This is a genomic window from Candidatus Omnitrophota bacterium, from assembly GCA_040755155.1.
Taxonomy (GTDB): Bacteria; Hinthialibacterota; Hinthialibacteria; order Hinthialibacterales; family Hinthialibacteraceae; genus JBFMBP01.
Window position 1 is genome coordinate 1 of record JBFMBP010000143.1, and the last position, 12,629, is coordinate 12,629.

The 12,629-nt window shown below is 49.1% G+C and carries 8 protein-coding genes and 1 pseudogene; 6 read left to right on the forward strand and 3 right to left on the reverse strand.

Features of this window, described 5'->3' with window-relative positions; genetic code table 11:
* Window positions 1-141 precede the first annotated feature (141 nt).
* The 4 genes and pseudogenes from AB1656_21540 to AB1656_21555 all read left to right on the forward strand — a co-directional run bounded on the left by AB1656_21540 (window position 142) and on the right by AB1656_21555 (window position 3,587).
* A complete protein-coding gene (locus AB1656_21540) occupies window positions 142-810 on the forward strand; it encodes a transketolase C-terminal domain-containing protein (protein MEW6237981.1) in 669 nt (222 codons plus the stop codon).
* Between the two features lie 52 nt (window positions 811-862).
* Window positions 863-1,504, forward strand: coding sequence for a YgiT-type zinc finger protein (locus tag AB1656_21545; protein MEW6237982.1), 642 nt, complete (start codon window positions 863-865; stop codon window positions 1,502-1,504).
* A 231-nt stretch (window positions 1,505-1,735) separates the two neighbouring features.
* A pseudogene (locus AB1656_21550) lies at window positions 1,736-2,739 on the forward strand (hypothetical protein).
* A 218-nt stretch (window positions 2,740-2,957) separates the two neighbouring features.
* Window positions 2,958-3,587, forward strand: a complete 630-nt coding sequence (locus tag AB1656_21555; protein MEW6237983.1) for a hypothetical protein — start codon at window positions 2,958-2,960, stop codon at window positions 3,585-3,587.
* 560 nt (window positions 3,588-4,147) lie between these two features.
* On the opposite strand, the gene AB1656_21560 is transcribed toward AB1656_21555, so the two are convergent.
* On the reverse strand, window positions 4,148-4,717 hold the full coding sequence (locus AB1656_21560; protein MEW6237984.1) for a hypothetical protein: 570 nt from the start codon (window positions 4,715-4,717) through the stop codon (window positions 4,148-4,150).
* 220 nt (window positions 4,718-4,937) lie between these two features.
* Window positions 4,938-9,149, reverse strand: a complete 4,212-nt coding sequence (locus tag AB1656_21565; GenBank protein ID MEW6237985.1) for a PQQ-binding-like beta-propeller repeat protein — start codon at window positions 9,147-9,149, stop codon at window positions 4,938-4,940.
* A 269-nt stretch (window positions 9,150-9,418) separates the two neighbouring features.
* On the opposite strand from AB1656_21565, the gene AB1656_21570 reads away from it, so the two are divergent.
* The gene (locus AB1656_21570; GenBank protein ID MEW6237986.1) at window positions 9,419-9,652 is read left to right on the forward strand and encodes a hypothetical protein; all 234 of its coding nucleotides are present in this window, start codon (window positions 9,419-9,421) and stop codon (window positions 9,650-9,652) included.
* A gap of 56 nt (window positions 9,653-9,708) precedes the next feature.
* Here AB1656_21570 and AB1656_21575 read toward each other — a convergent pair whose 3' ends face one another.
* The gene (locus tag AB1656_21575) at window positions 9,709-12,156 is read right to left on the reverse strand and encodes a DNA topoisomerase 3 (protein ID MEW6237987.1); all 2,448 of its coding nucleotides are present in this window, start codon (window positions 12,154-12,156) and stop codon (window positions 9,709-9,711) included.
* 164 nt (window positions 12,157-12,320) lie between these two features.
* Between AB1656_21575 and AB1656_21580 the strand changes: the two genes are divergently transcribed.
* The gene (locus tag AB1656_21580; protein ID MEW6237988.1) at window positions 12,321-12,443 is read left to right on the forward strand and encodes a hypothetical protein; all 123 of its coding nucleotides are present in this window, start codon (window positions 12,321-12,323) and stop codon (window positions 12,441-12,443) included.
* Window positions 12,444-12,629: the final 186 nt, after the last annotated feature.

Genomic DNA, 12,629 nt, shown 5'->3' on the forward strand with positions numbered 1-12,629 from the left:
TGTTCCATCCTCAGCATCCTTTCCTCCGGACGTCCATATCAGGACCTCCAGATCATGGTCTAAGGGTGGGTCAATTTCCAACCGTTATTTCATCCCAAGCGGGTCAATTTCCGAGCGGCGCGTACAGGTAAACTTCGCCACATGACCGGCGGACAAGCGGCTTTTCCCATGGTGCTCTGGGCTGATATGCAGGGCCGAGCGCCTTATCAAGCGGGGCAACATGCGGACGCGGGACTTGAATCTTGTTATGCCCGGCTCGCGGGACTGAAGGTCGTCATACCTTCCAATCCCTACGATGCCAAAGGCTTAATGATATCCGCCATTCGAGACGTGGATCCGGTTGTGTTCTGTCAATATCCAGTTCCGGCTTCCGGTCCCGAGGTTCCTGACGAACCTTATACGATTCCCATCGGAGAGGCCGCCGTGCGGACCGAAGGGAAAGATATTACCATTGTGGGCTATGCCCCGCAGACGGTCGAGATTTCCAAAGCGGTTACGGAATTACGCCAGCGCGGAATCAGCGCCGAATTCATAGATCCGCGCACCTTGGCGCCTTTGGAGCCGGTGATGGAAACCATCATCGCTTCCGTAAAGAAGACCGGCAGACTTTTGACTGCCGATGATGGCAGTTACAGTTTCTGCAATGGCGCGGAAATTATAGCCCGAACAGCGGAGGCGACGTCCGGCGTTCAATTCAAACGACTGGCGTTTCCAGACGCCCCGCCGCCCGGCGCGCCGGAAATGATCGGGTACATGCGGGTCAGTGCTAATGATATTATTGCGGCGGCGGAAAAGATGGTACGCGGGTAGGTCGGATTCAATGGTCGCGAACAGCAGCGGCCAGCCAACGAAATAAATGGCTATGAGATGTCCCTATTGTAATTTCGACGCCTGCGATGACCGCATCCAAGGAGCATTTTGGACCCGGAAGGGATTTGTTGTTATAGATAATATTCCCGGTATGTTATGTCAAGGATGCGGGGAACAATTCTTCGCAGAAGAAACCACGCAGCAGATTCGGAAAGTATTGGCGTATTCACCCTTCAAAATCAATCGGCAGATTCTGGCTTCTGTATATTCTTTATCAAAATCCCATTTCGCAAAAAACAACCACGCGCCTCAACTACTGGATCGGCAGTATACCGCCTGTTTTGAATCTCCCTCTTTTCAATCAAGTTCTGCAACCGGACCAGTCAGCGATATTCAAGGCGATCCAGAGAGTCTTACGTGTAAATACTGTGAATCAGAGACCGTTGAAAGTCGCGTCCAATCGGTATTTTGGATCGCTGAAAAGTTAGTTATTTTAGAAAATATTCCGGCGCGGGTGTGCAAGCAGTGCCAGGAACAATACTATGATGATGAAATATTTGATGGCCTCGCCGCATTAGAGAAAGGTGGTTCTTTTCCGGGAACAGTTAAGCGAGAAATTTCCGTTCCGCTCTTCTCTTTTACGGATGCTGTGGGCGAAAATGGAGGAAGAAATATCATTAATTGGGAAATATGAAGTTTCAAGCAGTGACAAGGACATGCTCAGCCAACGTGGAAGCGGAGTAAAATTATTTCTCGTGGATATGCTTACAATCTATTCATTGAGGGAAATGAAAGAGTATCTTCTTTGATTGGCGATCCTAAGTACTCGAGCATTTGCAACGCAAAGCGTTTGAGTGAAGTTTAGCGGGTATAAACTACATCGACTATGGATTCGATTTTACTACAAACAAGAAACGGAAGCGCGATGTATTGTTCTCAAATCCATGATCAATGGCTATTCCTAACCATTGTATTGCTCGTCGTATGTTCATCTCCAATTGTTTTATCGCAAGAGATCGAAAGTTGCCGAATATTTCCCGCCAATAATGTTTGGAATACTCGAATCGATCATTTGCCCGTCGATCCAAAATCCAGCGACTATGTCAATTCCATCGGCGCTGATATCGGATTGCATCCCGATTTTGGCAGCGGATTGTGGATGGGCGCTCCCAATGGAATCCCCTATACAATTGTTGCCGATTCTCCCCCAAAAGTATTCGTATCCTTCGCATATTCCGATGAAAGCGATCTCGGGCCATATCCCATTCCATCCGATGCCGCCATCGAAGGCGGACCGAATGGCGCGGGAGACAGACACATTATCATCGTCGATAAGAATACTTGCACGCTGTACGAACTTTTTCCGCTTACCAAAATCCCGATGGAAGCTGGCGTGCTGGTTCGGGAGCGATTTTCGATTTGCGATCCAATCGTCTTCGGCCCGAAAGTTGGACATCGGTGGATGCGGCGGGATTGCCGATTCTGCCCGGTCTCGCCCGCTATGAAGAAACGGCTGCTGGAGAGATTAAACATGCCCTTCGTTTTACTTGCGAACAAACCCGACAGGCTTATGTCTGGCCAGCCCGTCATTTTGCCTCTCGAAGTTCAAATCCCTCGTTGCCGCCGATGGGACAACGTTTTCGTCTGAAATCTTCATTTGATATTTCAGGTTTTTCTCCTCAGACGAAAGTAATCCTTACCGCATTGAAAAAATATGGAATGATTTTGGCCGATAATGGGAGTAACTGGTTTATTAGCGGCGCCCCTCATTCGAGATGGGACAACGATCAGTTAGTCAATGAATTAAGAACTGTAAAAGGATCGAATTTTGAAGCGTTGGATATCTCCAGTTTGATGAAAAATCCAGATTCGGCGGAAATCTCTACGACAACAACCAATTCCACCGTGGATCATTTGAAAAACTATTAGCGCGTTCGGATCGGTTAACCGGAGGAGACATGACGCGGCAATGGGAATTTCGATGGATGGATTAAAGAAAAAAGCGCTTTTCCGTAGACTCGATATGAATCGTATGATAAAAAGCGATTGATATGAATCATGCTGGCATGGAAAAATCGGATGAAAATCAAAAATACAGTTCGATTCCTCGCTTGAAATGGATAATGCCGAATAAAGGAGGCAGGAAAATGAATGAGAATTCTAAAGGAAAGGTTTTTAGACTCGCGATTATTCTTCTGATTGCGCTTGCAAACCTGCCTGTGCAGCTTACTGCCCAGGAAATTCCTGGCGAGTTGGTTTTTGAAGAGCCTTTTGAAGGCGAAGAACTTGTTCCCGGCTGGTATATGGTGCAGAATAACAACGCCACCGCCGAACTGCTGGGGATGATTGAAGCAGGTCCGAACGGCGGAAACGCGTTAGTCGTTCTTACGTACACTCCCGATAATGTCGCCTTAACCAATCTGCAGTTTTCCAACGAAGCGTTTGCCCGGCCGGAAGGTTCCGACTTGTATGAGTGGCGGGTAACGTTCTGGATTCGCACCCAAGTCGTCCCGTTTACGATCCGGCCCATCATCGCCATGAGCGAAGATCCCTGGACGGGAACCGATGTGGATGTTCCCATCGAAAACGCCAATGAATGGACTTATGTCGATGTCGTTCTTCCGAGAGGGGATTTTTTAACGAGCGATCCGCTTTTATACATCATGCACATGGGAAATCCCGGCGATGAGAATGGGGAGAATGAAGTCTGGTTTGACGATCTGAAAATCTACCTGCTCAATAAGGAAACGAAGATCGGAGAGTGGGAAATGTATTAATCCTACAAGCGCCAAACACGTTTAATCGATTCGCGCATACGCGATAAATTGGCAACAATCTTCTGGTCTTTTTCGTCAAATCAATCTACTGGTTTTGCTAGGAGCGGCTTACTTGATGAATACAGCCGATCCCGGTAAAAAGTGAACGGGAACTTCACAAACAAATAAAGCGCCTCTCGACAAAAGGATTTTGCAGATTGCATGTTCATGTCAATCGGGGCAAGAAGGAGGAGGGAGCAGGTATTTGAAAAGTATGGCCTTTTGAGAACACTATGATCAAACTCAAGCATCCCAAGTTCTTAGCTTTTTTCCATAGATTTTTCCATAGAAATGCTACAACAGGTTGCATTTGCTTGCATTCTATGGCATCATATCGCAAAGAGGTAAGTAAAAGGGATACAGCAGGTTGCAGTGATTTTCATTATATTGCATTTTAATGCTTTTAGCCTAGAAATTGAATGGGGTTCAGGTGGTCGCTGGTTCGAATCCAGTCGCCCCGACCATTGAAAATCTTAGAGTTACAGTACATTTCTCCCACCCATTAAAATTTCTAATGCTACCTATATGCTATCACTAGGAGAAAAAAAAGACGTTTTTGGAAAGTTTCGGGGAAATGATTCAAGGATGTTTTTTTTCAAAGATGGAAGGCGATCCATCCAGCTGAGCGTTCCATCGCCATGATTACCGGAAAGCGATCCATCCATTTGAATGTTGGAAATGTCTTCGAGGATGGTTTTCTCTCTCGGCTCGGAATAATTTAACCAGGACGGCGCCAGGCATCCTCTTACCCTATCCATCGGCCTGTGTTTAGGAAGGTTCTCCAGCGTCAAATTGTCCGGCAAATCCGCATACGGTTCCAGAATCTTGTCTATATCTTCCGCAGCAACACCTTCGGCAATAAGCTGCTGCTCAAGCTCTGCCTTACTGTCGGCAGCGTAAACTCTTTGTATAGATACCAAATCAGCCTTCCTTTGCCGATATAGTTCTTCAGCGCTTCCACTGGATTCTTCTGCGGTTCTTTCGTCGGCATGGATTTCATCCTCCAAACGCCTATCGGTTATTTTTTTCTTTTCATCCGCTAATTGAGTATACCAATCGTCGATGTTTTTGTCAGAATTTTTATCTCCCATTCCCCAAATCCCTCATATATGTCTGGATGAGTGATACATCCGCCTGAAGATGTTCCATTGCCCTGAGCGATCCATTTAATTATTTCGCCCTTTCTGGATGTTTATGACGAGGATCACATCGCCATCGCATTGTTCGACATCGCCGGACATGGCGTTTCCGGCGCTTTGGATACGATTTCTTTAGTCTGATATATTGATACGCTGCTTTAGCATCGCAATACTAGATGCGTTCGCGAAAGACCTCAATGCAATTCAGAATAGGGGATTGATCCCATTCGTTATCGTGGGGGAGCAGTTCCAGATTCAGATCGTCCAATACGAGGATATGGTTGAATTCTTTTACAATCACTTTGTTCGCTGAGCCTGTCAACCGCATGATATCCACATTCGAATCGACGATCTGGTCTTGAATTTTAATATCGAATATTCGCCGTCCTTCGAGATCGTCTGGCATGGGGCGAAAGCCTAAGCGGATAGTGTAGTAAACGCCTTCTTGATTTTGATTGTCCATAAGTGGAATTTGACATTTTTCAAAACCCAAGCATCCCGACGAGAACAGCCAAGGTTTATCCGTCCCCTCCAGTTCGACGCCTTTAAAGTCGCGGCAAAAATAACCGGCGCCGTTTTCTATCTTTTCCGAGAGATCGAATTTTACGCCATAATTCGGAAAATGATTGTACATGTCCGTTTTGGGATTGGGATAACCAAACCAAACGACGCCTTCGTCGTCCTTCATATCGGCTGCTGCGCCCAAATTGATCGCAAAATGCTTCACGGGTTTCAGGTCGCCTGGGGTCACGTAAATACTCCACGGTTGTTGACGCTGCGATTTTCGCATCATCGCCAGCGTGCAGCGAACGGGATACGAACAAGTGCAACCGGCCGCCGCTTCCTGTGAAAGCAACACGCCGCTGGCGGGGATCATGCTAATGGCGCAACCGGGACGATACGCGCCGAATAACGATACGCCGCGATCTTCTTCGAGATCGTAAAAAGCCGTGCAAGCCGAGCGATAGAATAGTCCTTTCGCCGATGCGGATGTAATGCCGCAAGTATGGCCGGGCCGCAGAAATTCCCAGGGAACCTGCTCGCCGGTAATGGGATGGCTGCGCATGACCGTTTCTCCGGTATAGAGGTCGCAAGCGCGCGGCTCCAGAATAATCTTGTCGCCCACAATCACGGGTCTCGTTCGATAATTCAGAGTGCGAGACCACGCCATCTTTCCGCTGTCGGCGCGAAAGGCGGCGATGCGCCGCCATTGCAGTCCGCCGTTGATGAATCGCCAGGCGTCGTGATTGCCATAGTTGCCAAAAAAAACCAACATGCCTTTAGCGTAGGCGGCGCCCATTCTATCTCCGCAACCGCCGGTCAAATCAACGAAGGTTTCCCATAATTTCTCGCCTGTTTTTGCGTCAAGCGCGACGATCTTTCGCGCGTCCGCATCCGCGTAAGTTAAACTACCCAACGGATTTTCTTCCTTAAACATTTCCGCTTCCGCGGACGCCGCCAAATATTCCAGCGTCCGCTTGGTTGCGGCGTTGTTTTCCGCCGCATTGTCGGTCAATTTCTTTTTAACGGCTTCCAATTCGGCGGCGATTCCTTCTCTCAGTTTGTAAATTCCTTTTTGGATGAGATCGAGACGGTCGCGAATGGCGCATTCTTTTTCTTCTTGCGTAATGGCGCAGTCGGCGAAAAATATTTTCCCATCGCCAATCGTTATGGTAATATTGGCGATTTTCTTCCCGTCCCATATCCAAAGAAATTCGCCGGTATCGATATTGACGGCGAAGACTTTGTCGCTCGTCATCATTCCTTCCGTAACGGCGTTTTTCTGCATAAATTCGCCGCCGTTCCCGAATGCCGCCATGTAGCGGTATAACGTCCCGTCCCGCTCCGCGGCGCGCAAGAAATCTTGCGGATCGGGATATAGATTTTTGTAATAAAGATATCGTTCGTGGAATTCTTCAGGGATATCGCCGTCCGGCTTCCATTGACCGTTCCGCAGGCACAGTCTGATAAGATCGCCATATTCTTCTTTCATCGGCAAGGCGGAGGAACCGTAAAGAATCCCATTGACGACGGAAATATAACCCCATCGCCGATTAGTCCCATCGGCCGTTGGGGGCAAACGATAAACCCGAATCGTTTTTCCCGTCGCAGCGTCGAGGCGATAACATTCGTCAGCGGCGGCGACGAATAGGCTATCTTCGCTCACGGCAAGATTGCCGCTGTCGGCTTTGATTTTGACGCGTACGGCGCCGGGTATTTCCTTTTTCCATAAAGGCGTTCCATTGAAAGCGTCTACGGCGGCTACGATGTTTTCTCCCTCCATGAATGCGCGCCCATTCATGCAGACGGGACTTTGGGCTTCCGCGTGACGTTCCACCATGCCGATCGGGCCGGGTTCGCCGTACCATAGAATTCCCAATGGGCCGTCAACGAGTTGATCGTTAGAACAAGCCGTATTCGCCGGATCGCCGTATTCTTGCGTCCAACTCCCGGCGCCTTCCAATTCGCCGCGGACGAATTTTTCCCATGACGTTTCGCCATTTTGCCGATAGCCAAGCATCGATGCGCCGCCCCAAGGGCGAAGTACGCGGTAACGTTCGTTGTCGGCGGATTGCGTTTTCCCGGCGAACAGCATTCCGTCCGAAACGATCAAATTGGCGAAATAATCGGGAAGAGTGGAAATATCCCAAGGCTCGACGACTACGCGATTTCCCCACAAACCGGCGTCGTATAGTTTTTCCCGCGCCCGGCTCAGTTTTTCCGAATCTTTTTCCAATCCGATGATATTTAGTTTCGAACGTTTTGCCAGTTCGTAAGCGAGTCGGCCTTCTCCGCAATCGAGAACCAGGCAATAACCTTTTTGGCATTGAGCGTCCGCAAGGATTTTTTCAGCGGAGGCTTGATACAAAGCGCTTAAATCGTCTTCGGGAAATGGATTCGGATCCGGCGTAAATTTCATCTCGTCGTTGGCGTCGGTTTTATTTTCGCCAAAACAATAAATCGGACCGGCGTCGCTGCTCACGATAAGTCGCTTATCCGCCACAGCCAATCCCGCGGCGTTGCCTTGTATTGAATTGCGCCACTTTTCTTTTCCGTTTTGGGAATCGACGCCGATTACGATCTCTTTTCCACCTGCAATAACGGTATTCCCGGACGCAATTATTGAGCAAAGGTCTTTCGCTGGGTAATTCCACAGAAAACCTTCGCGTTGCAAACTTTTTATTTCGTCTCCATTTCGTCCAATTTTTAAAACAAGCGCCTCGATGGCGTCATCCAGTTGCTGGCGGTCTTTCTCATCGGATTGGCGGCGTTTTTCTCTTAAATCGGTTAGCTGACTGCTGAGTTCGTTTTGTTCGGAAGATAACTCGCTTAATCTTTTTTTCGCATCCGCAAACCGCCGCCTATCGATAGCGGTCAGGCCGTCTCGCGTAATCACGAAGGTTAGATTGGAGGTGACGACCATGTCGATTCCGGGAACATCGGCGAATGCGTCGTTCAATCGTTCTCCCGTTTTCGCATCGTAAAATACTTTATGAGGCGCGCCCGACAAATCCACTCCGGCAATAAGTCTGTCCTGGTCAAGTAGAGACCAAACGCCGCCGCGTTTGGCGCCGGGGGACGCATAAAAAAGAAATTTTCCCGTATGGCGATCGAAAGCGGCAGGCATGGATCGGCCCGATGGAATGTAAAGAACATCCGGAGAAGCGAGCAAATAGCCATGCGGAGAGATGCCGCCATACTGCAATTCGTGCGCATAATCGCCGATGGTATCGTTTTTCCAAACTAAGGATCCATCGGCTGCATTTAGGGCGCATACGTACAACCCTTCGTAGGGAAAAACGCCGGCGGTGAAGTACGCCGTCCCATTATCTACAAGAACGCCAGTGCGCACCGGCCATAAGGAAATCATTCTTCCGTTGCCAATTACTTTTTCTTCGCTAGGTCCCGCGCGGCGCTTCCATAACGGCGAACCGTCGGCGGCGTCAAGACAGTAGACATAGCCGTCGTCCGATCCGGCGTAGACTCTTCCCTCATATACGGCGGGAGCAAAACGAACCGGTCCTTGCGCAAAAAATTTCCAGCGCGGTTCGCCTGTCTTTAAATCCATAGCGAAGATTTCATTCGTTACGCTCGATCCGATAAATACTTTGCCGTTGGCGATCGCCGCATGGTAAGCGTTATCGCTGTGCATTCGAGGCAATTCGGAGGCGGGCATCGGCCAACAAGGTTTGGGAATATCGTTCGGCGAATAACTCCATTGCAAATACAGATCGTTCGCGAGAGTTTCCGAAGCGAAGCCGCTGCGCGCGGCGTCGCAGCGGTAAGCAGGCCAGTCGTTCGCAAAACCGGCGGAGTAGAAAAATAGTATAAAAAGTGGAATCAAACCAACGCGTATGAATCTTTTTTGATTCAAACGTATCATGTCCATTCTCCTGTTGCCAGTGTTAAATAGATAAGGTATAAACCGTCTCAGTCAGCAATAACTCCCATAATGCATAAAAAAAAGGTCTTTCACTAAGCTTTCGCTGGATTCTCTCATAATGATTCGCGCATAGTCAAGTTAATTTACGATTAGCCCCAGCTCGCTTTTCGCCGCCGTTCGCATAGCAATGGCATAAGGATAACCGCACGCTTGTTTAGGATGAATTCGACGCCACAGTCTTTGCTTACCTCGAGGAATTCGGCGGAATTTTGGCTACTCGCGACGGATTCGCGCCGCCGCAAGGCGGATGGGTTTACGCATGGGACGGCGATGTCAGCACCATGAGCAGCATTTCCAACAACTATTTTCGCGTCGACGTGGAAGCCGAATCGTTCGGTTTTGGCTACAACAACGCATTGTGCATCGATTTCATCTGTTTGAAGCGAGGAACCTTCAAGCCGACGACGGTATTTGTCGATGTCAATGAATGGATGATGTATTGATCTATACGGTTGAATGTTTATCGCAAGCGGGGACGAATATCATCCCCGCTTGTGTTCTAGTTCTCTGCATGATGGGAAAACTCGAAAACGATCTTCGATGGTCCAGGTTTGTTTTTCATCAATTTTAACCGAGCGGAAAAGGATTTTCCTTCTTTCGATTTGAAGCTTTGGATTATGTCTGTCTTGCCGCCTTTCAGCAGTTGCGAAACGGCTTTCTTGGGAATTTTCTTTTGGGCTATCGTTTTCCAGATTACGAATTGGCACCCTCCATTCTCTTCTCGCCAGTTTTCGCAGCCATATCCTTTTTTCCCTTCGATGATTTCTCCCCCGCAATCGGGACAGCATCCCAGCGATTGGGCGTTCGTTGATTTTTCCTTTTGTTTCTCAGCAATTTCCAATTCTACGCTCCATCCCTCCTTGCTTTGAACGAGTTTGAGAAAGGCGGAACAGGGTTGGTTATTGCTGGAAACGAAGCCATCCAGCGGGCCGATTTTCTTGCGCGACAAGAGATTTTGCAGAATCGCGGGAGTAATCTCTTTCCCGGAAATCGTTTTCCAAGCGACGAACGAGCAGCCGCCATCTTCTTTTTTCCAATTCGAACACCCAAATCCGCGCTTCCCTTCGATGATCTTTCCTCCGCATTGGGGGCAATTTCCCAATTCATTCGTCATGCGGGTTGATTGGGAAACCGTTTTCATCTCTTGCACGGCATCTTTTACGAAATTCCCAATATTTTCCAGAAACCGTTCGCCGCCCTTCTCTCCCTGCGCCATCCGCTCCAATTGCCTCTCCCAGCGGGCGGTTTCATCGGTGGAGGCGATTTTTCCGGCAACGGAAAATCGTCTCAACGAATCGATCAGAAAACATCCTTTTTCCAAAGCTAACAAGCGCGTCTTTTTTCGTTGTATGTACTTCCGTTTCAGCAGGACTTCAATGATTTGCGCCCGCGTAGACTGGGTTCCCAATCCCACATCTCCCCGATAGATTTTTTTCAATTCCTCCTCCGATGCGTATTTTCCCGGATTCGTCATATCCTTGAGCAGCAGGGCTTCCGTGTATTCGGGCGGCGGCGCAGTTTTCTTTTCTTGTAAGCGAGCCTGGCGGACATGGGCTGGATCGTCTTTTTGCAGCGGCGGCAGATTTTCCTGCTCAGGCTCGTCATCGCGCTCGTCCGGGCGCTCCGGCTCCATTCCATAAACGGCGCGCCAGCCGGGCTGGAGAATCGTTTTTCCTTTCGTGCGAAACGTCTCATTTTCAACGCTGGCGATGATTTCGGTTTGTTCATACTCGCAATCGGGATAGAAAGCGGCGGCAAACCGTTTCAAGACCAAATCGTAAATTTTGCGTTCGTAATCCCCCGCCTCCGGCGGCAAGGGAGCCAGCGGGATCAGAGCGTGGTGATCGGTCAGTTTCGCGTTGTTAAAGACGCGCCGGTTCGATGCGTTGACAAGACGGTTGTCGATGCCCGAAAAGATGGGTGGATAGGTTTGCGATAGTTTGCGGATGAGATTTTGCGCCATTCCAACGTTTTCCGTTCCGAGGACTTTGGCGTCCGTTCGCGGATAGGAGAGGCATTTACGCTTCTCGTAAAGTTTCTGAGCGACATCGAGGGTTTCCTGTGCCGTAAAGCCGAATTTTTTGTTGGCGTCCTGCTGAAGATCGGTCAGAGAATACAGCAAGGGAGGCGGCTGGCGCTTCTTTTGCTTGCTTACGGACAAAACCGCGCCGGTTTGATGGAGGACTTTCGACAGGATGCGTTCGGCGTCTTCCTTCTTCTCGAAGCGAGTCTGTTTCCCATGAAACCAGGTTCCTATCCATTCTCCTTTTTCATTGGCGAATTGAACCGTCAGCAGCCAATAGGGGACAGGCTTGAAGGCGTCGATTTCCCGGCGGCGATCGACCAAAAGAGCGAGAACGGCCGTCTGCACCCGCCCGACGCTGAACAGATCGTGCAGAGAGACGGTGGCGGCGCGCGAAAAATTCATCCCGACTAGCCAGTCGGCGATTTGACGCGATTGCCCGGCTTGCCAAAGCCGGTCGTAATCGGATAGGGGTTGGAGCGATTTCAATCCATGGGCAATGACTTGCGGAGTGAGCGCCAAACTGCTCCAGAAACGGAACAGTTTTTTCTGATCCTCGAATCCGGCCATGAGAAGAATCGTGCGGGCGATCACTTCCCCCTCGCGCCCGGCGTCGGTGGCGATCACGATCCGGTCGAAGGAGCCGCTCGTTAACAATTTTTGCAGAACATGGAATTGTTTTTGAGTCTTGGCGATCGGCTTATATTGAAATGATTCGGGCAGGATGGGCAGAGTTTCCAGACTCCATTTCTTCCATTTGGCGTCGTATTCTTGCGGTTCCAGCAAGGCGACAAGATGTCCAATCGCCCAAGCGATAGCGTATTCGATGTTCTCGATATAGCCGTCATGCTTTCCCTTCACGCCAAGCGATTTGGCGAAGTCTTGGGCTACGGACGGCTTTTCGGTCAGGATCAGCGTTTTCATAGGGAATCATTCCATCGCTTATCAGCGAGATGATGATTTTATTGTCTCCAACGGGGAGGATTAAAATCCTCGCCTTTAGGTGAAGGCTTTAGCAAAGAGAAACGATCCGTTATGCTAAAGCGATCATGAAAGAATATTGATATGGTTAGCATACAGTATACGAAATACCTCTGTATCTGGCGTGGATCGCGAAATATCGCCGAGTGGTATTGATCGGGGAAGTTGGGAATCGAGTGAGGGAATTGATCCAAGAGAGATGTGGAGCCCATGAAGTAATCATATTGTAAGGGCATGTATCGAAGGATCATATCTATCTTCTGGCGTCGATCTATTGGCAAATATTGTGGAAAGGTTTCCATGCGTATGAGAATCGATCGTAATTTTAGCAATTGTTATTTTTCAATTATATTGGCGGGGAGCGTTCTTGTTAACCATCCGTTATTCGCGGATACGGAGGTTGAGAAGGCGCCGGA